The 22,055-nt window shown below is 33.6% G+C and carries 20 protein-coding genes and 3 riboswitches; all 20 genes read right to left on the minus strand.

Annotated features, from left to right (window positions below; all coding sequences use genetic code 11):
• Nucleotides 1-30 precede the first annotated feature (30 nt).
• Entirely contained in the window at nucleotides 31-1,059 is a 1,029-nt protein-coding gene (gene purM / locus BX659_RS05290) for a phosphoribosylformylglycinamidine cyclo-ligase (RefSeq protein WP_097016775.1), read from the minus strand.
• A 127-nt stretch (nucleotides 1,060-1,186) separates the two neighbouring features.
• Nucleotides 1,187-2,614, minus strand: a complete 1,428-nt coding sequence (purF, locus tag BX659_RS05295) for an amidophosphoribosyltransferase (RefSeq protein ID WP_097016776.1) — start codon at nucleotides 2,612-2,614, stop codon at nucleotides 1,187-1,189.
• 100 nt (nucleotides 2,615-2,714) lie between these two features.
• Complete coding sequence (gene purC, locus BX659_RS05300; protein WP_097016777.1) at nucleotides 2,715-3,431, minus strand: phosphoribosylaminoimidazolesuccinocarboxamide synthase; 717 nt, start codon at nucleotides 3,429-3,431, stop codon at nucleotides 2,715-2,717.
• Between the two features lie 63 nt (nucleotides 3,432-3,494).
• A complete protein-coding gene (gene purB, locus BX659_RS05305) occupies nucleotides 3,495-4,895 on the minus strand; it encodes an adenylosuccinate lyase (RefSeq protein ID WP_097016778.1) in 1,401 nt (466 codons plus the stop codon).
• A 91-nt stretch (nucleotides 4,896-4,986) separates the two neighbouring features.
• Nucleotides 4,987-5,087, minus strand: a riboswitch (purine riboswitch).
• Between the two features lie 94 nt (nucleotides 5,088-5,181).
• Nucleotides 5,182-5,703 (minus strand): 5-(carboxyamino)imidazole ribonucleotide mutase, encoded by a 522-nt coding sequence (gene purE / locus BX659_RS05310; RefSeq protein WP_097016779.1) that lies wholly within the window; start codon nucleotides 5,701-5,703, stop codon nucleotides 5,182-5,184.
• Nucleotides 5,704-5,813: 110 nt separating this feature from the next.
• Nucleotides 5,814-6,974, minus strand: a complete 1,161-nt coding sequence (locus tag BX659_RS05315; RefSeq protein ID WP_097016780.1) for a 5-(carboxyamino)imidazole ribonucleotide synthase — start codon at nucleotides 6,972-6,974, stop codon at nucleotides 5,814-5,816.
• A gap of 119 nt (nucleotides 6,975-7,093) precedes the next feature.
• Nucleotides 7,094-8,359 carry a phosphoribosylamine--glycine ligase gene (gene purD / locus BX659_RS05320; RefSeq protein ID WP_097016781.1) on the minus strand — a complete coding sequence of 422 codons (1,266 nt, stop codon included), beginning with the start codon at nucleotides 8,357-8,359 and terminating at the stop codon, nucleotides 7,094-7,096.
• Nucleotides 8,360-8,669: 310 nt separating this feature from the next.
• A riboswitch (purine riboswitch) is annotated at nucleotides 8,670-8,771 on the minus strand.
• 151 nt (nucleotides 8,772-8,922) lie between these two features.
• On the minus strand, nucleotides 8,923-9,279 hold the full coding sequence (locus tag BX659_RS05325) for a hypothetical protein (protein WP_097016782.1): 357 nt from the start codon (nucleotides 9,277-9,279) through the stop codon (nucleotides 8,923-8,925).
• Nucleotides 9,280-9,637: 358 nt separating this feature from the next.
• Nucleotides 9,638-10,498, minus strand: a complete 861-nt coding sequence (locus BX659_RS05330; RefSeq protein WP_097016783.1) for a hypothetical protein — start codon at nucleotides 10,496-10,498, stop codon at nucleotides 9,638-9,640.
• A 134-nt stretch (nucleotides 10,499-10,632) separates the two neighbouring features.
• Nucleotides 10,633-11,367: a pyruvate formate-lyase-activating protein gene (pflA, locus tag BX659_RS05335; protein ID WP_097016784.1), complete on the minus strand. Its 735-nt coding sequence runs from the start codon at nucleotides 11,365-11,367 to the stop codon at nucleotides 10,633-10,635.
• 322 nt (nucleotides 11,368-11,689) lie between these two features.
• Nucleotides 11,690-13,906 (minus strand): formate C-acetyltransferase, encoded by a 2,217-nt coding sequence (pflB, locus tag BX659_RS05340; protein ID WP_097016785.1) that lies wholly within the window; start codon nucleotides 13,904-13,906, stop codon nucleotides 11,690-11,692.
• A gap of 524 nt (nucleotides 13,907-14,430) precedes the next feature.
• Nucleotides 14,431-14,515: riboswitch (ZMP/ZTP riboswitch) on the minus strand.
• 278 nt (nucleotides 14,516-14,793) lie between these two features.
• Nucleotides 14,794-16,080 (minus strand): adenylosuccinate synthase, encoded by a 1,287-nt coding sequence (locus BX659_RS05345; protein ID WP_097016786.1) that lies wholly within the window; start codon nucleotides 16,078-16,080, stop codon nucleotides 14,794-14,796.
• Between the two features lie 167 nt (nucleotides 16,081-16,247).
• On the minus strand, nucleotides 16,248-17,543 hold the full coding sequence (gene purB / locus BX659_RS05350) for an adenylosuccinate lyase (protein ID WP_097016787.1): 1,296 nt from the start codon (nucleotides 17,541-17,543) through the stop codon (nucleotides 16,248-16,250).
• Nucleotides 17,544-17,848: 305 nt separating this feature from the next.
• Nucleotides 17,849-17,971 (minus strand): cyclic lactone autoinducer peptide, encoded by a 123-nt coding sequence (locus BX659_RS05355; protein ID WP_097016788.1) that lies wholly within the window; start codon nucleotides 17,969-17,971, stop codon nucleotides 17,849-17,851.
• On the minus strand, nucleotides 17,968-18,606 hold the full coding sequence (locus BX659_RS05360) for an accessory gene regulator ArgB-like protein (RefSeq protein ID WP_172431822.1): 639 nt from the start codon (nucleotides 18,604-18,606) through the stop codon (nucleotides 17,968-17,970). Before BX659_RS05360 ends, BX659_RS05355 begins: the two co-directional genes overlap by 4 nt.
• A gap of 698 nt (nucleotides 18,607-19,304) precedes the next feature.
• Nucleotides 19,305-19,625 (minus strand): hypothetical protein, encoded by a 321-nt coding sequence (locus BX659_RS05365; protein ID WP_106231689.1) that lies wholly within the window; start codon nucleotides 19,623-19,625, stop codon nucleotides 19,305-19,307.
• A gap of 70 nt (nucleotides 19,626-19,695) precedes the next feature.
• Nucleotides 19,696-20,169 (minus strand): hypothetical protein, encoded by a 474-nt coding sequence (locus BX659_RS05370; protein ID WP_097016791.1) that lies wholly within the window; start codon nucleotides 20,167-20,169, stop codon nucleotides 19,696-19,698.
• An 84-nt stretch (nucleotides 20,170-20,253) separates the two neighbouring features.
• Nucleotides 20,254-20,712 carry a hypothetical protein gene (locus tag BX659_RS05375; RefSeq protein ID WP_097016792.1) on the minus strand — a complete coding sequence of 153 codons (459 nt, stop codon included), beginning with the start codon at nucleotides 20,710-20,712 and terminating at the stop codon, nucleotides 20,254-20,256.
• Nucleotides 20,713-20,784: 72 nt separating this feature from the next.
• Nucleotides 20,785-21,249 carry a hypothetical protein gene (locus tag BX659_RS05380; RefSeq protein ID WP_097016793.1) on the minus strand — a complete coding sequence of 155 codons (465 nt, stop codon included), beginning with the start codon at nucleotides 21,247-21,249 and terminating at the stop codon, nucleotides 20,785-20,787.
• Between the two features lie 14 nt (nucleotides 21,250-21,263).
• A complete protein-coding gene (locus BX659_RS05385; protein WP_258176110.1) occupies nucleotides 21,264-22,046 on the minus strand; it encodes a sensor histidine kinase in 783 nt (260 codons plus the stop codon).
• Between the last annotated feature and the right edge of the window lie 9 nt (nucleotides 22,047-22,055).

A 22,055-nucleotide genomic window follows, 5' to 3' on the forward strand; every position in this document is an offset into this window, starting at 1 on the left:
CTTCACTCCCACTCTCCACTCACACTCACACTATTTAATTTCGACTTTTTTGTCTCCTTCTTGTACCTCACCGATTAAATAAGCCTTCTCGCCTAGCTTATTAGCCTCTTCAACTACAGCATCTGCTTCTTTAGCAGGAACTATCAAGACCATACCGATTCCCATATTGAAGGTACGGCACATCTCTCTATCTTCTATCTCACCTAACTTCTGCATGATATTGAATATCTCTGGCACATCCCAACTAGCTCTATCTAAGACAACCTTAGTATTATCAGGTAAGACTCTAGGAATATTCTCAATTAATCCCCCACCAGTAATATGAGCAATACCTCTAACTTGATACTTGTTAATTAACTCCAAAACAGGCTTAACATAGATTCTAGTAGGTGTTAATAGCTCCTCACCTAAAGTAGCCTCTAATCCCTCTAACTTACTATCAACATCATAGTCTTCTATCTCAAAAAAGAGCTTACGTACTAGAGAATAACCGTTGCTGTGAATACCATTAGAAGCCAGTCCAATTACTTTATCCCCAGCTTGAATCTTCTCCCCAGTGATTACCTTTGGCTTATCAACAATTCCGACTACAAAGCCACCTGCATCATACTCACCATCACTATAAAAATCTGGCATCTCAGCAGTCTCTCCACCGATTAGAGCTGCACCTGACTGCTGACATCCTTCTGCAATCCCTTTAACAATATCCTCGACTTTATCAGGATTTAATTTGCCTGTTGCCAGATAATCTAAGAAGAATAATGGCTTAGCACCTTGAGCTAAGATATCATTGACACACATAGCTACCAAATCTATCCCCACAGTATCATGCTTATCCATCATAAAGGCTAACTTCAACTTAGTACCCACACCGTCAGTTCCTGATACTAAGACTGGCTGTTCATAGCCACTTAAATTTGGTGCAAATAGACCACCAAAACCACCTAAGTCAGTCAATACCTCTGGTCCGAAAGTAGCTTTGACATGCTTACCCATCTTACTTACTGCAGCTTCTCCCGCTTCAATATCCACTCCAGCATCTTTATAAGATAATCCCATTTTACTTCACCCCTCATTTAGCAATATACAACATATAAACATACAAGTTTAAAATAAAGCATTTTTATATTCTAACCTTTTAACTTGCACTCTTTACTCGTTACTTGTTACTCATTACTGCTCTCGACTATTCTTCTAATGCGTATTTATCAGTTCCTCTACCAATTGGATAATCACCAGTAAAACAAGCCGTACAATAATCAAAGCCTTCAGCCTTAATTGAGTTTAATAAGCCCTCTATACTCACATAGGTTAAAGAATCTGCACCAATATAATTAGCAATCTCCTCAACACTATTATGAGCAGCAATTAGCTCTTGGCGTCTAGAGGTATCTAATCCATAATAACAGGACTCAATTACAGGAGGTGATGAAATAGCAAAGTGAATTTCACTAGCTCCTGCTTCTCTCATCATTCTGATAATCTGCTTGCTAGTAGTACCTCTAACGATAGAGTCATCAATTAAGATAACCCTCTTTCCTTCGACAATCTCTCTAATTGGGTTTAATTTTACCCTTACCTTTAAATCTCTAATCTCTTGGGTAGGTTGAATAAAGGTTCTTCCTACATATCTATTTCTTAAAATACCCTTTTCATAGGGAATTCCTGACTCTTCAGCAAAACCTATTGCTGCTGAAATGCCTGAGCTTGGTACAGGAACTACAATATCAGCCTCTACATCCATCTCTCTTGCTAGCTGACGCCCCATCTCTTTACGGGCTAAATGAACATTCTGACCACCAATTACACTATCAGGACGGGCAAAATAGATAAATTCAAAGATACAGAATCTAGATGGTTGCTCTTCACTATAAAAACGACTAGTAATTCCATCCTTATTGATAACTATCATCTCACCAGGTTTAATATCCCGAATCAACTTAGCTCCAATGATATCAAAGGCACAGGTCTCTGAAGCTACTACATAAGCATCTCCTAGTTTACCCAATGATAATGGTCTAAAACCATGAGGGTCACGAGCAGCAATTAAATTATCTCCAGCCATTGCAATTAGACTATATGCACCTTTAACCTGTTGTAAACTATGCATTAAAGCCTCAACAATATTATCCTTAAAGGAACGAGCTACTAAATGGGCAATAACCTCTGTATCTAGAGTAGAGTGGAAGATAGAACCTTGATTCTCTAAATTCAATCTAATCTCTGAGCTATTAATTAGATTACCATTATGGGCGATAGCTAAATCTCCCTTGATTGAGTTAGTCAATAAAGGTTGAGCATTTGCTAATAGGCTTGACCCAGTAGTAGAGTAACGAACATGTCCAATTGCTATCTCTCCTTTTAAATCTGCTAAAATATCTTCATTAAAGACATTATTAACTAAACCCATTCCTTTATAAATATTAAATTTCCCTCTATGATTAACACAAATTCCTGCACTCTCTTGTCCACGGTGTTGAAGGGCATGTAAGCCTAAATAAGATAGTGTGGCCACATCATTGCTTCCCTTAGAATCATAAATCCCAAATACCCCACACTCTTCTTCCATCTTATCTACTGCCATTTTCTTTTGGAGCGGATACTCTTTTTCCATCCTATTTCATCTCCTTCTAAGTTCAGTAATTAGTAACTAATAACTAGTAACGAGTTAAAAAATTTAATAATAATTATTAAATATCATTACTGATTACTTGTTAGCTGTTACTGCCTTCAAGTCTTTTTAAAATCTCTTGGTAAGCTCCTTCTACCTCTCCTAAATCTCTACGGAAACGGTCCTTATCTAATTTCTTTTTAGTCTTACTATCCCAAAATCGACAAGTATCTGGAGAGATTTCATCACCTAAATAGACCTTTCCATCTGTACCTTTACCAAACTCTAATTTAAAGTCAACTAAATCTATCCCTTTATCTGCTAAAAACTCTACTAATATTTCATTGATTTTAAAGGCTAAATCCTTAATTGTATCTAACTCTGCTTTGCTAGCCAATTCCTCTGCATAGATATGATATTCATTGATCATTGGGTCTCCCAATTCATCACTCTTATAATAGAACTCTAAAACCGGCTTTTTAAGCTCAGTCCCCTCTTCTAGCCCTAATCTTTTAGCTATACTTCCAGCAGCAATATTTCTCATTACTACCTCTACTAAGATAATATCTAACTTCTTAGTTAAAACATCAGTTTCATTAAGTTGTTCTACTAAATGAGTAGGAATACCTTTCTGCTCTAATAATTCAAAGAAGATAGTAGAAATCTTAGCATTTAACTTACCCTTTTCACTAATCTGACCCTTCTTTTCACCATTAAAAGCCGTTGCATCATCTTTGTATTCAACAATTACCTTATCAGTGTCTTCGGTACTATAAATCTTTTTAGCCTTTCCTTCATAAAGCATCTCTATTTTTTCCATAATAATAGAACCCTCCATTTTGTTTAAAATGTACGGATTGATCGCAACCAGTCCCTACTAAAGTTAATCTAACTCTATATCTAACTTTTCGCTCCAATACTCTACAACTTTTTCTGCTTTCTGTGAAGCAATCCCGATATACTTTTCTGGATTGATTAATAATTCCATCTGTTTATCAGTTAACTTCTCCCAGTAAGGTTTTAACTCCTCACTTTTCTGAATCAATCCTCTTAAGGTTTCACCTGATTGTTGTGATTCTAAGGTTAATTTTCGTACTGCTTCATGGGCGTCAGGGTGACCATAAGATGCTAACAGGATATAAAGCGGTTCTGCTACTATCATCTCTTTATTCATTTCAAAGTTTCTCTTAATATTTTCATGGTCTACTACTAGCTTTTCACATACTCTGATTAAGCGATTCACCGAGGATAATAGACCTACTATAATTTCAGGTATGAATCTACTAGAAGCTGAATTAGTTAAATCCCTTTGATGTTCTGATAACTGATCTTGATAGACTGTTACCATATGTGGCATGAAGGCTTTCCACATACTCTTAACATTCTCATAATTGATAGGGTTTCTCTTATGAGGCATAGTTGAAGAACCAACTTGATCTTTTCCGAAGTGTTCACCAACTTCGCCAATCTCGGAACGCTGTAAATGGCGCATATCATCACTAAAGCTTGCTAATACCCCAAAAGCAGAGATTAATGAATGAACAAAATCTGTGATATACTCTGGCTCTACAATTTGAGTAGAATGGGTACTTGCTTTTAATCCCAATTCTGCTAAAACATCAGCCTCAAATTCTTCAGGTTTATCAAAGAATAGATGACTAGCATTATAAGCACCTACAGCTCCAGATATCTTTCCTCTTAAATTCTTGGCACTCTCTTCTACCGCATGGATCTTATTACCAAAACGGCTGACATACTCCGCTACTGCAAAGCCAAAGGTAACTGGTACTGCATGCTGCCCATGAGTTCTACCAACTTGAACTGTATCCTTCTCTCTTAAAGCAATCTCCATTAACACCTTTTCTAGCTTCTTTAAGGTTGGTACGATTAACTCTTCAGCAGTCTCTTTATACCTTAAAGAGTTGGCTGTATCAACTATATCAAAAGAAGTAGTTGTAAAATGAATATAAGGCTTAGCATCTTCACTAACTCTCTTTTGAATACAATTTACTAAAGCCCGAATATTATGTCTAGTCTTCTTCTCTTCTGCATATACTTCCTCTGGACTAAGCTCACTTATAGCCTGCTTAACCTCCTTAACTACTTCTTCAGAACAGATTCCATTCTTAGCCAATGCTTTTACTAGAGCTAACTCTACCTCTGATTGGTATCTTATCTTTGCTCTCTCGGACAAATATCTACTATACTCTTCAAACTCCTCACTTCTCATCGAATAACGATGATCTAAAGGGCTAATATTATCAAAAATGCTACGACTTATCATCTTATCCCTCCTAATATATTTCATTTATATAAAAAACACCTAATTATTCCCTTTACTACTCTGATAGAAGGTATAATTAGGCATAAAGTTCCCTAAGTAAACTTCCTCAAGTAGTCAGACAGTTTACGGCTATCTGGTAGAAACGTGTAGGCCCTATCCCCACATATATACTGAGCAAGAATATTCGTTTTTAACGTCTTTACAATTCTATAATAACATATTAAAACCATTATATCAATCAATTAACGAATAATTTAGGTCTGAATTTATAAAATATTCGTTATGGTTATTTCTCTTTATTCTCTAAATACTTTTCAGTACCTAAACTCTCTAATTTATTAGCTACACCTTCAACCATCTCTTTCATATCAGCTTTATATTCCTTATACTTAGCTCTCAATTCTTTATCTACTCCACCTAAGATTTGAACTGCCAATAATCCTGCATTTTTAGCACCATTAATTGCTACAGTAGCTACAGGAACACCTCCTGGCATCTGAACGATTGAATATAATGAGTCAACTCCACTTAGAGTCGATGTCTTAACTGGAACTCCGATTATTGGAAGACTAGTAATAGATGCTACCATTCCTGGCAGATGAGCTGCTCCACCTGCTCCAGCAATAATTACCTCTAAGCCTTTATCTTCTGCCTCTTGAGCATAATCATATAAACGTTGTGGAGTACGATGAGCTGACACAACTGTAACTTCATAAGGCACTCCAAACTCTTCCATAATCTTCACAGCCTCTTTCATTACTGGTAAATCAGAATCACTTCCCATGATAATACCAACAAGTGGTTTCATAAAGTTAATCCTCTCCTATCTCTAGATTAATATGATTTTTATCAAGCTTATACATAGATTTAGGTCGAGTTTAACCTCGACCTGATTATTAATTACTCTTTACTACTTACCTAGCATTGTCCCTTAATCTTAATCACTTTACTTGCTTCCTCTGCCTTCTTGATTGCTTCTACTAGATTATCACTTGTAACTGTAAAATGCCCCATCTTCCTCTTAGGCTTAGATATCTCTTTACCATAAACGTGAACTTTAAGAGTATCCTCTCTAGCTACCTCTACCATTCCCTCAACAATAGCTTCTCCTTGCTGCCCTTCCCCCAAAATATTTCTCATCACTATTGGTCGTAGTAAAGCTGTCGCTCCTAAAGGTAATCCAGTAATTGCTCTAATATGCTGTTCAAATTGGGAAGTAATAGAACCTTCAATAGTATAATGCCCAGAGTTATGAGGTCTTGGTGCTATCTCATTAATTAATAACCTTTCATCTTCTGTTACAAACATCTCAATACAGAAGATACCTACACCTTCAAAGACCTCCATTACCTGATGAGCTAAGCTAATAGCATCTTCTTTAAGAGTATCTGAAATCTCTGCTGGCACTCTAGTTTCAATCAGGATACTATCTTGGTGATCATTCTCAGCAACAGGATAAACAGCTATCTCTCCATCGATTCCTCGACAAGCCAAGATAGAAATCTCTTTAATGAAGGGTACAAAGCGTTCTATCATTAATGGTAAACTACCTGCTCCTAAACTTTCATAAGCTTGTACTACCTCATCTTGATTCTTAATTATTGCATTACCCTTACCGTCATAACCTCCAGTACAGCTCTTTAGCATCATAGGGTAAGCAAACTCTTCTCCTGCACTTTTAATCTCATCTATATTTGAAACTGAAATAAAATCTGGAACTGCTATATTATTTACTGCTAATACCTCTTTCTGCTGATACTTATTCTGTATTATCTCTAAGCTTTTGATAGTAGGGTAGATTTTATACCCTTCATCTTCTAACTCTTTTAATACTTCTATACCAATGTGTTCAAACTCATAAGTTATAACATCAGCTTTATTGGCCAACTCTCTAATAGCCTCTTCATCATCAAAATCAGCAACAATATGCTCATCAGCTATACTATGAGCAGGACAGTTTTTGGTTGGGTCTAAAATTATGATCTTAAAATCCATTTTCTTAGCTTCTAAAATCATCATCTTCCCTAGCTGTCCACCACCGATAATTCCTATCTTCTGCTTAGTTGGATCTTTAGACACTTTAACACCTCACTTTATATATAGTAACGAGTGACAGGTAACAGGTGACGAGTAAAGAAAGAAAACTAATAATAGTCATTATTAAAAACTTATCACCCGTTACTCGTCACTTGTCACTGCTATTTAATTGCTTTAGCTCCAATATCAGTTCTATAATGAGCATCAGCAAAATCTATCTTCTTAACCCCTTCATAAGCCCTATCAATAGTCGCTTGGTATCCATTACCTAAGGCAGTTACTCCTAACACCCGTCCGCCTGCCGTTACTAACTTGTCATCTTTAAAGTCTGTCCCTGCTTGGAAGACTATAATATCTTCAGCTTCAGCTTCTTTTATACCACTAATCTCTTTTCCTTTCTCATAAGCAACTGGATATCCACCAGAAGCCATAATTACACATACACTTGTCTGATTTAACCACTCAATACCAACATCTTCTAATCTATCTTCGATTATTGCTTCTATAATATCTACTAAATCATTCTTTAATAGAGGTAATACTACCTCTGCCTCTGGATCACCAAAACGAACATTATATTCTATAACCTTTACTTCTCCATCTACAATCATCAATCCACTATAGAGAACACCTTTAAAAGTAATACCTTCTTTCTTTAAACCTTCAATAGTTGGTACTAGAATCTCTTCATAAACCTTTGCCATTAGTTCCTCTGTAGCTATCGGTGCTGGAGCATATGCCCCCATTCCTCCTGTATTAGGACCTTTATCTCCATCATAAGCGGGCTTATGATCTTGAGACGGAATCATTGGAACAATAGTCTCTCCATCAGTAAAAGCTAAGACCGTTGCTTCTTCTCCAGCTAAGAACTCTTCAACTACGATTCGCTCTCCAGCCTCGCCAAACTTCTCATTGACCATAATCTCCTCTACAGCTCTAACAGCTTCATCTACATTTTGAGCAACAATTACTCCCTTACCTGCTGCTAACCCTTCAGCCTTGACTACAATAGGAGCTCCTTCTTTCTTAATATAATCAATAGCTTCTTTAGCATCAGCAAAACTTTCATACTTTGCCGTAGGAATATCATATTTCTTCATAAAGTCTTTAGAAAATACTTTACTACCTTCTAACTGAGCAGCTGCTTTATTAGGTCCAAAAACCTTTAATCCTTCAGCTTCAAAGGCATCAACAATTCCTACTACTAAAGGAGCTTCTGGTCCAACTACTGTTAAATCAATTTTTTCTTCTTTACAGAATTTAATTAGTCTATCAATATCAGTTGCCTCTATCTCTATATTTTCAGCTAAATCTGCTGTTCCAGCATTACCTGGGGCTACATATATCTTCTCTACTCTCTCACTCTGTTTTAACTTCCAAACTAAAGCATGTTCACGACCGCCGTTACCTACAACTAATATCTTCATCTAATCCCTCCATATTTATATAAATTTATAGTTTCACGTGAAACATTTAGGTTCTTTTATTCTCCTTTAAACATAGAAAAGCCCAGACAGGGAACCTCTACTAACTAAGAGTAGAACCTCCCCGCCTGGGCTTTTATCCCTTCGGTGTAATAACTGAGCATCTGTACCGCTTGGACCAGCCACAAAAGCAGTTTACAGTTTACAATTTACAATTTACAGTTAAATTTAAAACATCAAGTTCTAAGAACTTAATTTTAAGATTTTAACTGTACACTGTACACTATCAACTATACACTGTCCTAGTGCGGAACCCTAGGTACACTTCCCTCATAGTCAGGTAGTTTACGGCCACCTGGTAGATACTTGTAAGCCCTATTCTTACACTTATATGAGGCATATTCGACTATTCTAGTCATATAATAACAAACTAAAAGATTTTAGTCAACATAAATCCGAATAATTAAGAATAATATAAAGATAAAATTCGATATTAAAAGGAAGCCTATATTATAGACTTCCTTTCAAGTGCAGTAAATTAAGTAAATATATAATTATTATCTAAATTAAAAACGATAAGAAAGACTAAGTCTAGCACCATATAGACCTATAGCACCACCAGCTGTCCAAAAATTCCCCTCTTCATTGGGAGTAAATATATAATCCCTACCAACTTCAACATAAGGTATTATTAATAAAATTGTACCCCATCCCCAATATGGATTGAACTGTCCTACTCTCAATCCAAGCTCAAAATAATTTTTTTGACTATATCCTAAAGCTAAATTAAATCCTTTATAAACAGTAATCAGTTCTTCTTCATTTCGTTTAGCCCAACCAACATGGGGAAGATCCAATCCAATCATCATTTCTGCATTTGCACTGGCATACTTAACTTCTTCAACTCTAGCAACAATATTCATTAAAAATAGAGTAACTAGAACTATAATTATAAATAATAAGCTTTTCTTTATCTTAAAAATCCCTCCTATGAATTCATCTTATATGTATTAAATAGATTCATATGAAATTATAACAAATTAATTAGGAACAGTTAAGTAAATCAGCTATTTCCCTTCTATCCCCTCTTAAATTTAGCTATAATTGATTTGCTTCCCTTTTGAATTAAACTAGTATAATGCATATACATAATAAAATATAAACTCATAATTATCTAATGATTTATTTTTTAAGCTATTATCAAACACTCACATAAGTACTAATACCCAGCAAAATAACTTTAAAGACAGATATTTTTAAATCTGCCTTTAATCTAAAACTCTACTTAGCTTCATCTAATTCTTTCAATTTTTGTAAAATCAACTCTCCCTTAACCTTTATAACCTCTTTTTTCTGCTCTTTAACTGCCTGTTCCAGATCTTCCACTGCTTTGTTCAACTCTTTAACTTTACTTTTCATCTTCTGATCTTTTTCAAATTTAAGCTCTATCTGTGGTAATAGTTCCTTAATTTTATCTATATCTTCTATTTGCTTATCAATGTTATTCTCGGTGTCAGTTAGAAAACTAAGATACATTATATCTCTAGTATAAGCTTCTACCTTTTTTAAGAGAGTTTTAATCTTGGCATTATAATTACTATATAATTCTGCTATTTCTAAATTAAATTGATTTATCTTTAATAAAGTAGCAAGTAATTTTTCATCATTTGATATCTCTGTTAAATCATTCAATTCTCCTTCTATAGAATTTATCTTCTGCTTATCTATTAACTCTTCGCTCTCATAACTATTCCAATTTTGATGTAAGCTTTTAATCTCTTTATTAACCTTCTCCCAACTTTCAGTTAAAGTCTTCTCTAAATCCTTCATCTTTTTTTCATTATTACTCGAGTCTTGATTTGCCTTTGATTCATCCTTTTTAGAACTCTTATTCTGAGAGTTATCTTGATTAGATTTGCTCTCTTTATCTTTTGATTTCTTCTCTTCTTGTACCTTCTCATAACCTTCTTCTAGCTTAGTGATAATCTTTTCAACACTCATATTGATATCTGTCAAAGAATTTGGAGGAGAGCTCTGATTACCCTTACTCTCTTTATTTTCTTCTTGCTTTCCACTACATCCCACCAATTGAATGAAAACTAGACTTATAATTAAGAATAATAATACTCTTCTTATCTTCATTCTTGCCACTCCTAATCAACTATTTTTCTTTAGTATAATACTAATGCTAATTTAATATTCAAAATAGATAAGATCGTAATAAGTAACAAATCACAAAAAATCAGGCAGCCTGTCAGGCTGCCTGATTAATATATCTATTTAACTACAGTATTGATTCCTTTATTAATAAATATCTCTTTAAACTCTTCCATCTTCTCTCCACTAGGAGGTTCAACATCCTTTAATTCATAATCTAATCCAATTGTCTCCCACTTATGAACCCCTAATTGATGATAAGAAATTAACTCAACCTTTTCCAGATTATCTAGTGGTGCTAATAACTCAGTTAACTTCTCTATATACTCTATCTTATCATTGATACCAGGTACAACTACATGCCTAACCCAAAAACTCTTACCTCTCTCTTCTAACAAATTCAAAATATCCAAAATTTTCTGATTACTAACACCTGTTAACTCCTGATGTTCAATATCATCTATATGCTTAATATCAAGCAAGACTAAATCAGTATAGGGCAATAACTTCTCAAATTTATCCTTATCAACATATCCAGAAGTATCTAATGCAGTGTGAATATCTTCCTCTTTACATCTCTTTAATAATTCTAAGACAAAATCTATTTGTAGAGTTGGCTCACCACCTGAAATAGTTATCCCACCCTTAGACCTACTAATAAAAGGTTTACACCTTAATATCTTATTCATTAATTCTTCTACTTCTACCTCTTGACCATCGGTCATACACCAAGTATCTGGATTATGGCAGTATTTACATCTAAGAGGACATCCTTGAGTAAAAACAACATACCTAATTCCAGGACCATCTTGAGTTCCCAAACTTTCAACTGAATGAATCCAACCTTTTGCCATTATAATCCCTCCTCTTTTTATAATCATCTGATTTTTAGCTCAAAGCTTAATGTAACACTATATGGGCATATTGCGACAGTTTTGCTACTAGCTTATAGCTACTGGTTATTAGCTAAGACCTTAAAAGCTAAAGGCTAGAAGCTAGCAGCGGATTTATCACAAAGGGCTGGTTTTTAGCCCTGAAGGAGTAGCTAATAAAAAAGTGTCGCACTTTCATTATTAAGTCTAACTTTAAATCACAATATTTATAAACATAAAAATCATAAAAAGAAATTAGGAGATGAATAATTCATCTCCTAATTCTTTAATGAAATCTATTCAATTACATACTCTTATGGAAAGTACGTGCAATTACCTCTTGTTGTTGCTCTGGAGTCAATCTAATAAAGTTTACAGCATATCCAGAAACTCTAATAGTTAATTGTGGATACTTCTCTGGATGATCTACTGCATCTAATAATGTTTCACGCTGTAGTACGTTCACATTTAAGTGATGAGCATCTTGATCAAAGTATCCATCTAAGATAGATACCAAGTTGTTAACTTGCTCTTCTTCATCAGAACCTAATGCTTTAGGAACGATTGAGAAAGTATTTGAGATACCATCTTGACAATAATCATATGGTATCTTAGCTACAGAGTTTAAGGATGCAACTGCACCAGAAGTATCACGTCCATGCATTGGATTCGCACCTGGAGCAAATGGCTCTCCTGCTTTACGTCCATCAGGAGTAGAACCTGTCTTTTTACCATAAACTACATTAGATGTAATTGTTAAGACAGACATTGAGTGTTTAGCATCTCTATATAACTTGTGCTTCTGTAATTTAGTCATGAATCTCTTAACAACCTCTACAGCTAATTCATCTACACGGTCATCATCATTACCATATTTAGGGAAGTCCCCTTCAATCTCAAAGTCAACAATAATTCCTTCTTCATTCTTAATAGGTTTAACTTTAGCATATTTGATAGCACTTAAGGAGTCAGCAATAATTGATAATCCTGCTACACCAAATCCCATAATTCTTCCTACTTCACTATCATGTAATGCCATCTGTACAGCTTCATAAGCGTACTTGTCATGCATATAGTGAATGATATTTAAAGCATCTACATACTGTTCTGTCAACCAATCTAAGAATCTATCAAATTGATCCATTACTTTATTAAACTCTAAAACCTCTCCAGTATAAGGAGTAAATTCTGGTCCTACTTGTACTCCACTCTTCTCATCCCGTCCACCATTTAAGGCATAAAGTAATGTTTTAGGTAAGTTACATCTAGCTCCAAAATATTGAATCTCTTTACCAGAATCCATCGCAGATACGCAGCATGCAATACCGTAGTCATCACCAAAATTAGGTCTCATAATACAATCATTCTCATACTGAACAGAACTTGTATCTTTAGATACTTTAGCGCAGAATTTCTTAAACCCTTCTGGCATTCTTTCAGACCATAGCACTGTTAAATTTGGTTCTGGAGCAGGTCCTAAGTTATACAATGTATTTAAAATTCTAAAGCTTGTTTTAGTTACTAATGGACGACCATCAATACCCATTCCACCAACTACTAGAGTTACCCAAAGTGGATCTCCACTGAATAAATCATTATACCCTGGTGTTCTTAATTGACGGGCTAATCTTAATTTAACTACAAAGTCATCAACTAACTCTTGAGCTTCTGTTTCAGTTAAATTACCTGCTGCAATATCATTTTCGATATAGATATCAAAGAATTCAGCTACTCTACCTAAGGACATTGCAGCACCATTGTTCTCTTGGATAGCTGCTAAGTATCCCATATAAGTCCATTGAATTGCTTCATAAGCATTCTCAGCTGGACGACCTAAGTCTAATCCGTAAGTCTCCCCTAATCCTTTTAATTTCTTTAAAGCTCTGATTTGATCAGATATCTCTTCTCTTAGACGAATAACCTCTTCAGTCATTGGTCCAGTTAAATGAGCTTTATCCTCTTGTTTAGCTTCAATTAACTTATCTATACCATATAAAGCTATTCTTCTATAATCACCGATAATTCTTCCACGTCCATAAGCATCTGGTAAACCAGTGATTACACCAGAACGACGAATCTCTCTTAATTGAGAGTTGTATACATCAAATACACCATCATTATGAGTCTTTCTATAGGTAGTAAAGATCTCCTTAATCTTATCATTTACTTCATAGCCATAAGCTTCAGCAGCTTGATTGGCCATTCTGATTCCACCATAAACATTTAAAGTTCTCTTCAATGGTGCATCAGTCTGTAATCCAACAATCTTCTCTAACTCCTTGTCTATATACCCTGCATCATAAGCATTTATGTCAGCTACTGTATCAACATCAACGTCTAAAACTCCACCATTTTCAATCTCTTTCCAGATTAACTCAGAACACTTTTCCCAAACCTTTGTAGTTCTTTCAGTTGGACCTGCTAAAAAAGAGTCATCACCTTCATAGGTCGTATAATTCTTTTGGACAAAATCCCTAACATCAATCTCTTGTTTCCATTTACCACTCTTGAAATTAGCCATTGTAATCCCCCTTTAGCTTATATTCTTATCTAATTTTATATGATTAAAAATGATAATAATTATCGTTACGAACAAATTATAACATATTGTGATTATAATTTCAATCAATTCACTAATTATTAATAATGAATCTCTTTATCAAATCTCTCATAACTAATATTATCATGCTTTCCATAAATAAACTGTTAGCTATATCACACTTATTATTTAAGGTTTTATTATTTAATATTATATTGTTAAAAACTTATCGCTTCTTTCTAGTAATGATAACTATTTATCTTGTTTAAATAATAACATAAGCCATTTTTATAGTCAATTAAATTAATTTTTTAGTGAAAACATAAAATTTTCACACAATTCAAACTTAAATAACAACTTCAAGAACACTTTTTATGTTATTTATTTATCAAGGTTCAACTTGAATAAAGTAAAAAGTGAGCTTTGAACTCATAATAAAACTTAATAGCAACTAGCTTTGGGGAATTTTTAACAAAAAATAAACCCACCTGAATAATGACTGATAACTTCATTATCCAGGCGGGCGACTTTAAAATAGATTATACTCCCCCATGGTTAATTCCATGCTTTCCGCCAGTCGTATAATCCTCTTTATATTCTTTTATATTTCTATTATATCCGATTTATCAATAATTATCAAATCATCTAATAATATATTATATAAATTGAATTAAAGTTCTTCATATCAAAATCAATACCAAAAGAAAATTTAGACACAGATTTACACTGATAAATACAGATTAAAAATTAAATAAATTAAGGTTTTAAATCGGATCTTAATCAGATTTTAGTCTGTGTCAAAAAAGGTTTTGATTTATATCTTTTTTATGAAAATTATTAGTTCAACTTATATAGATTAAATGATTAATTTAATCTAATAGCTCATCTAATACAATTGTCTGTTTTCTTTTTGGTCCCAATGAGACAATTGAGATCTTAACATCAGTCAATTCAGAAATACGTTCTAAATACTTTTTAGCATTTTCAGGTAGCTTATCATAATCTGCAATATCACTTGTTTTAGACTGCCATCCAGGCAAAGTCTCATATACTGGCTTACATTCCTTTAAAATTTCCTCTTTAGTTGGGAATTCTGTAATCACTTCACCTTCATACTCATATCCAGTACAGATTTCAATCTCCTCTAATTCATCTAATACATCTAATTTCGTAATTGCTAAGCTAGTCAATCCATTGATTCTGGTAGCATATTTTACAATTACAGCATCAAACCAACCACAACGACGAGCTCGCCCAGTAGTTGTACCAAATTCATGGCCTACTTTTCTTAGATATTCACCCATCTCTCCTGTTAATTCAGCAGGAAATGGTCCTTCACCTACACGAGTAGTATAAGCCTTAACTATTCCTAATACTTCATTTATCTTAGTAGGTCCTACCCCTGTACCACTACAAACTCCACCAGTTGTCGGGTTAGATGAAGTTACAAAAGGATAAGTACCATGGTCTATATCTAAAAGTGTTCCTTGAGCACCTTCAAATAAGATATTATTACCTTTTTCTATCTCTTGATTAATTAATAATGAAGTATCAGTAATATATTCTTTAATTCTTTCAGCATATCCTAAATACTCCTCAACTATCTCACTTGCCTCAAAGGTATCCATGCCGTATACTTTAGCTAAGATTAAATTCTTCAATTCAACTGCCTGTTCAACCTTTGCTTTGAATATATTAGTATCTAATAAATCTTCCATTCTAATACCTGTTCTGCCGATCTTGTCCATGTAAACTGGTCCAATTCCTTTACCAGTTGTTCCAATCTTACTATTACCCTTTCTCATCTCTTCTGCCTTATCCAATACTCTATGATATGGCATAATGATATGGGCTTTAGAACTGATATACAAATTATTAACCTCTACTCCCTTTTCAGCCAAATAGTCTAATTCTTCAATCAATACCTTAGGGTCTACAACTACACCATTACCAATTACACATTTAGTATCATCATATAAAATACCTGAAGGAATCAAATGTAGTTTATATTCTTTATCACCTACAACTACAGTATGACCAGCATTATTTCCCCCTTGATACCGGACTACTAAATCAGCCTCTTTACCAATCATATCTGTTATCTTACCTTTTCCTTCATCTCCCCATTGAGTACCTACTACAACTATAGTTGACATTTAACAAGCCCCCTCTAAATAAGTGTCAGTGTACAGTGTACAGTTGACAGTAGTTTAAGTAAAAATATACTAACTAAATCATCTATAAATAAATTCAATTAAATAAGATTATAAGTCAATAATTTTTGAAATGTTTTAACTATAAACCATCAACTGTCAACTGTCAACTAATTAAGTCCAAGTCTCTGATAAATCACATCTATATTCTTTAAATGATAAGAATAATCAAATATCTGCTCTACCTCTTCTTCTTTCATATGTTCAGTTAGTTCACTATCAGCCAACAATAATTCTTTAAAGGTCTTCTCACTATTCCAAGCTTCAAGAGCATTACGTTGTACGATAGCATAAGCATCATCCCTTAATAAACCTTTATCTACCAATGATAACATTACTTTCTGTGAAAAGATAAGTCCTTTAGTCTTAGCTAAGTTAGCCTCCATATTCTCCTCATATACAGCTAAATTATCGACTACATCAGTAAATTTATTTAACATATAATCAATTAAAATACTACTATCAGGCAATACTACCCTTTCAGGAGAAGAATGGGTCAAATCCCGTTCATGCCATAAATTTACATTATCAAATCCAACATTAGCATTTGCTTTAACCACTCTAGATAATCCTGAAATTCTCTCACAGGTAATTGGATTCTTCTTATGAGGCATTGCTGAAGAACCTTTTTGCCCTTTTTTAAAGCTCTCTTCGATCTCTAAAATATCTGTTCTCTGTAAATTACGAATCTCCGTAGCAAATTTATCTAAAGAACTAGCGATGATAGCCATTACACTCAAATATTCAGCGTGTCGGTCTCTTTGTAAGATCTGAGAAGAGATAGCAGCAGCTTTTATACCTAACTTCTTACAAGCCAACTCTTCTACCTTGGGACTAATATTAGCAAAAGTCCCAACTGCTCCAGAGATCTTACCTACACTAATTCTCTCTAATAATTGTTCCACCCGTTCAATATGACGATTGATTTCAGAATACCAGTTAGCTAACTTCAACCCTAAAGTAACTGGTTCAGCATGAACTCCATGGGTACGACCAATCATAACTCTCATCTTATATTTTTTAGCCTGTCTCGCCAAAGCTTGCTTTGTTTCCTGTAAATCATCTAAGATTAACTCCAAGCTCTCTTTCATCTGTAAGGCTCGTGCAGTATCTTTAACATCAGAAGATGTCAAACCCATATGTATATACTTTGACTCCTCTCCTAGACTCTCTGCAACTGCTGTTAAGAAAGCTAAGATATCATGACGAGTCTTACTTTCTATCTCTTTGATTCTATCTACACTAAAGGATGCATTCTCTTTAATCTTCTCCATATCATCTTGAGGAATCTCACCAGTCTCTGTTAAAGCTTCACAGACTGCTATCTCAATATCCAACCATTTATTGAACTTATTCTCTTCATCCCAAATCTTCTTCATCCCTGCTAAGGTATATCTATTTATCATTTATCGATCCTCCTAGCAATTATTTTTATCACTGCTTCATCCATAACTTTAGTTACTAACTATCATTTATAAAATTTAAAATCAACTAATAATTTATAAAGAATAATTAACAACCAAAATGAAATGTTAGTAAATTATTATTCAACATTAATATAATAGCAAACTATTAAATAAAAGTCAACGATAAGTCGAATTTTAATGATTTTCGAATTATTAATATTCGTATATTTTATTATTTTAATGTGATAAAGGATAAATGAAAAATAAGACTGGTCCTAATTTTAGGACCAGTCTTATTTTAGGTCTTATTTATCCTCTTTCAAAGCCTTAGGTAACTCTGGTTGATAATTACCAGCACCACATGCAGCAACTACATTTTTCTCAGCTGATCTCTTTAACAGCTTAGCTACAACCTCTTTTACCTTCATCGACTCACCCCCTTTCTTATACTATCTACTCTTATATACTCTTTATTGAATAATTTATAAGCTAACGGAGTTATCGTAAATATCTGCCAAACAACCCCAAATAAACTACTCAAGACATAGCTATCCACCTCTAACATTAAGTATAGACTAAAATCGATTAGTAGCACAATAAAAAAAGCAATAAATGAACTGATCTTTAACCTAACCCTTTTGGGTAGAGCAGTCAATGGCTTCTCCTTCACCCCTGCTGGAGCATAAGAATAGATCAGAATAGCCCCTATCATTAGTACCAGCCATAATAATATAAAGATAACTCCCCGATTTATACTCATTACTAAATAATTAGCTAACAATCCTAACCCCACACAGACCACTGTACCCAATAAAGCACACCTTACATAGGTAGAAGCATGGAAACCCCCTGAGAACCTTCTAATTATCCCGATACTAATTGCAGCAGTTACTGCCAATTCAGGTACACCGACCATTAACCCTACTATTACTATCGCTATCAAATCGATGACCGTTACCAATATCATCCTCAGCCCATAACCCATTATCTCCTGCTCATCATCAGAATAGTCTTTATAATAATAAGTAACTACCTTATTACTTAACAATCCTAACTTGTCCATCTGGCACACCTCCACTAATAAAATAATCATATCCCTTGCGATTGAATCTTATCTCTTCAAGCCAATTCTAAAAGCAACTTGACCTAAATAAAAATATCTATAGTAGACCAAGCTGTAATATAATTAAATCACCAGCAAATCAAAACATTACAGGATAGTACACACTATGGACTACTTAAATTACTAGAATTTGAAACTGATTCAATCTAACATTATAACTTAAGTTAATTTTATCTTTTAAAGCAGGTTGTCAAAAATTTCCGAAAATAGTATATTCTCATCATATTAACTCCCCACTATCTTATTTATATTCTAATTATATCACCTTATGTAAAAAAATGCAATAATAGGTTGTTATTTATTTATGTGGATAAATCATATCGGTTTAAATCATTAACTCTGTCGCTTCTAGGATAAATATCCAATCAATTAAATAACAAAGTGAATTTTTATTATTCAACCTAAAAGTCCCTAGCTGCTCATAGCTAGGGAAACATAACTAAGTAATTACTATTTATTCTCAATAATTTGTCAAAATCTAATTTGATTGCCTCTCCCTCTCCATATTAATAATTCTAAAATCATACAGGTGAACCAAGATTGCAGCAATCACTAAGGGAAGTTTAGCTAAGTAAAAGAAAACCAAGAATTCAATCAATTCACCATTAAAGAACCTTACTAAATCTAACTTTAACCAATCAAGGATTATGAGGAGTAATCGCCACTTCACCTAAAAATAACACAATATAACCTAGTAAAGAAGAGATAATGGCAATATGCCAATCAAGTTTAACTATTACTTTAAAGAGAACTGCCAGAAATAAAACCCCTAAGATAACATGCATCCCATACAAGTTAAATATATTTCTGATAATTATTAAAAAAATAGTACAACTACCTGCTATTTTCAGATATTTATTTAGCCTAATTTTTATACTCAATAATCCCAGACCTACGTATCCTATCAATAAAAACTCAGGGAAAATAGCCAATATACTTTGAATAAGTGATATTTCCATTTATCTTTCCTCCTCTAATTTTTTAAGTAAAAACTAGCCTTAATCTTCTAATTTATAACTATAGTCTAGCTTATCTCTTCAACCCATAGCTCTTAAAGAGATTTATATCTCCCCAATAAATCATTACAGCAGGAACCAACAACGGTACTTTACTCAGATAGGAATAACTCATGAATTTGATCAAATTATCACCATTAATAAAGCTTATCACTTCAAATTGCCAATAAGATAAGATCGTTGCTAGAATCAGCTCTCCTAAGAATAATAGAATATAAGCCAATAAGGACGCTATCAGCGCCAGCTCCCACTCGATTTTTACTATCACCTTAAAGACTACACTCCAGAATAAAATTCCTAAAATCACATGTAAACCGTACAACTTCAATATATCTATGACAACTATTAAAAAAGTCATGTCTATAATTGATATCTTAATATAGTCGATCACTTTAAGTTTAATTCCTACCAATCCCAAACCTACATAGCTAATCAATAATCCTTCAGGAAAAACACTAAACACAAGTTGAATAATCGATAATTCCATTATCCTTCCTCCCAATCTTCCTTTAAGCAAGAAGTCAGCTAATTTATTGCCAAAAATTAATTATCACTCTCTCTATTCAATCTCTTAAACCTTTAAGAAATCAACCTCTCCCCAATAAATCTTTATGGCAGCTATTAGCATAAGTATTTTGCTCAAATAAGAAAAAGTCAGTAGCCTAATCAAATGACCATCACTAACAAAATTAACTACGTCAAAATCCATATAGGATAAGATTGTTGCCAGAACCAGCTCTCCCAAACTCATTAGAATATAAGCCAATAAAGAGGCTATCAGCGCCAACTCCCACTCAATTTTTACTATTACTTTAAAAAGTAAACTCAAAAATAAAATTCCTAAAATCACATGTAAACCATACAACTTCAGTATATTTCTGACAACTATTAAAAAAATCATAAAGATCGTAGCTATTTTAAAATGATTTCTTGCTTTGGTCCTAACCCCTATTAATCCTAACCCTACATAACTAGTCAATAAGCCATCAGGAAAGACCACCAATATAATCTTAGTAATTGACAACTCCATCCACCTTTCCTCCCAATCTTCTCTTAAACAAGCAGCTATCCTTAAATCCTTTTAATCTATATCCCTATCTACTCAATCCCTTAAATCTAAAAGATTAACATCTTCCCAATAAATCTTTATAGCAGCTATTATTAGAGGCACCCTACTTAAATAAAAAAAGGTCAAAAATCTACTTAAACTATCACCACTAATAAAATCCACCGCTTCAAAATTCCAATAAGATAAGATTTCTACCACAATAATTTCTCCAAAAAAGGATAGTATATAAATTAACAATGTAGCGATCAGTGCCAGATTCCAGTCAATTCTTACTATTACTTTTAAAACTAAGCTTAAAAACAAAGCTCCTAAAATCACATGCAAACCATACAGCTTCAATACATTTCTGACAATTATTAAAAAAATCGTAAAAAATATAGTTATCTTAAAATGATTTATTACTTTAGTCTTAATTCCAATCAATCCTAAGCTTACATAGCTAAATAATAAGCTTTCAGGCAAGACCACCAATATAATCTTAATAAGTGATAATTCCATTCAATCCTCCTTGCTTATACAGTCCTACTCTTCTTTAAAGTACAAGTAAATTCAGTTCCAAAACCAACCTCACTCTTTAAATCTAACTTCCCTTCTCTTTCTTCAATTAAAGATTTGATAATATATAGTCCAAAACCTCTTCCATCACCTTTGGTAGAGAAACCAGGCTCAAAGATCTGGTTCTGTAGCTCTTCTTCTATAATAGGACCTGTATTATAAACAGATAAATGATACTTATTATCATTATTCTTCCCTATCAGCCTAATCTCCTTCTTGCCATTAAATCCTTCTATAGCATCAATAGCATTGTCAACCAAGTTAGAGACCACTCTAAATAACTTATCCAAAGGGAAATCAACATCTGTAACCCCTCTTTCAACTTGATAACTAAATGAAATCCCCTGTTTTATTGCTTCAAGTTTTTTAGGAATTAAAATTGAATCGAAAATAGAGTTGGATAGATCATCATTACTAAATTTAATTTCAGATAAATCATTATTCAAAGACTTAATATATTCCCTAACTTTGTCCTGCTTATTAAGTTGTACCATCCCATAAATTGTCTGTAAGTGATTCAAAAAATCATGCTTTTGACTTCTTAAAGTACGTATCAACTTTTTATTTTGCTCCAATTTGACCTGTTGAATCTTGAATTCAGTCTCATATTCTATCATCTTATATATCTCTTTAACTACAATCAGCGATAACATCGACAGGCCAACTACCACAAAAATTATTATATTCAATAGCTTATCATAAGAGATTCCAAATAAATCAGATTCCTTCCAGTTCGCCATAAATAATAA

The sequence above is a fragment of the Orenia metallireducens genome (assembly GCF_003001995.1).
Lineage (GTDB): Bacteria > Bacillota > Halanaerobiia > Halobacteroidales > Halobacteroidaceae > Orenia > Orenia metallireducens_B.

Bases quoted from the DNA above. Each gene is read 5' to 3' on its own strand.
- purM (WP_097016775.1), bottom strand. From the start codon at position 1,059: ATGGGATTATCTTATAAAGATGCTGGAGTGGATATTGAAGCGGGAGAA.
- purF (WP_097016776.1), bottom strand. From the start codon at position 2,614: ATGGAAAAAGAGTATCCGCTCCAAAAGAAAATGGCAGTAGATAAGATG.
- purC (WP_097016777.1), bottom strand. From the start codon at position 3,431: ATGGAAAAAATAGAGATGCTTTATGAAGGAAAGGCTAAAAAGATTTAT.
- purB (WP_097016778.1), bottom strand. From the start codon at position 4,895: ATGATAAGTCGTAGCATTTTTGATAATATTAGCCCTTTAGATCATCGT.
- purE (WP_097016779.1), bottom strand. From the start codon at position 5,703: ATGAAACCACTTGTTGGTATTATCATGGGAAGTGATTCTGATTTACCA.
- purD (WP_097016781.1), bottom strand. From the start codon at position 8,359: ATGAAGATATTAGTTGTAGGTAACGGCGGTCGTGAACATGCTTTAGTT.
- BX659_RS05325 (WP_097016782.1), bottom strand. From the start codon at position 9,279: ATGAATATTGTTGCTAGAGTTGAAGAAGTTAAGTATGCCAGTGCAAAT.
- BX659_RS05330 (WP_097016783.1), bottom strand. From the start codon at position 10,498: ATGAAGATAAGAAGAGTATTATTATTCTTAATTATAAGTCTAGTTTTC.
- pflA (WP_097016784.1), bottom strand. From the start codon at position 11,367: ATGGCAAAAGGTTGGATTCATTCAGTTGAAAGTTTGGGAACTCAAGAT.
- pflB (WP_097016785.1), bottom strand. From the start codon at position 13,906: ATGGCTAATTTCAAGAGTGGTAAATGGAAACAAGAGATTGATGTTAGG.
- BX659_RS05345 (WP_097016786.1), bottom strand. From the start codon at position 16,080: ATGTCAACTATAGTTGTAGTAGGTACTCAATGGGGAGATGAAGGAAAA.
- purB (WP_097016787.1), bottom strand. From the start codon at position 17,543: ATGATAAATAGATATACCTTAGCAGGGATGAAGAAGATTTGGGATGAA.
- BX659_RS05355 (WP_097016788.1), bottom strand. From the start codon at position 17,971: ATGAAGGTAAAAGAGGTTGTAGCTAAGCTGTTAAAGAGATCAGCTGAG.
- BX659_RS05360 (WP_172431822.1), bottom strand. From the start codon at position 18,606: ATGGACAAGTTAGGATTGTTAAGTAATAAGGTAGTTACTTATTATTAT.
- BX659_RS05365 (WP_106231689.1), bottom strand. From the start codon at position 19,625: ATGGAAATATCACTTATTCAAAGTATATTGGCTATTTTCCCTGAGTTT.
- BX659_RS05370 (WP_097016791.1), bottom strand. From the start codon at position 20,169: ATGGAATTATCGATTATTCAACTTGTGTTTAGTGTTTTTCCTGAAGGA.
- BX659_RS05375 (WP_097016792.1), bottom strand. From the start codon at position 20,712: ATGGAGTTGTCAATTACTAAGATTATATTGGTGGTCTTTCCTGATGGC.
- BX659_RS05380 (WP_097016793.1), bottom strand. From the start codon at position 21,249: ATGGAATTATCACTTATTAAGATTATATTGGTGGTCTTGCCTGAAAGC.
- BX659_RS05385 (WP_258176110.1), bottom strand. From the start codon at position 22,046: ATGGCGAACTGGAAGGAATCTGATTTATTTGGAATCTCTTATGATAAG.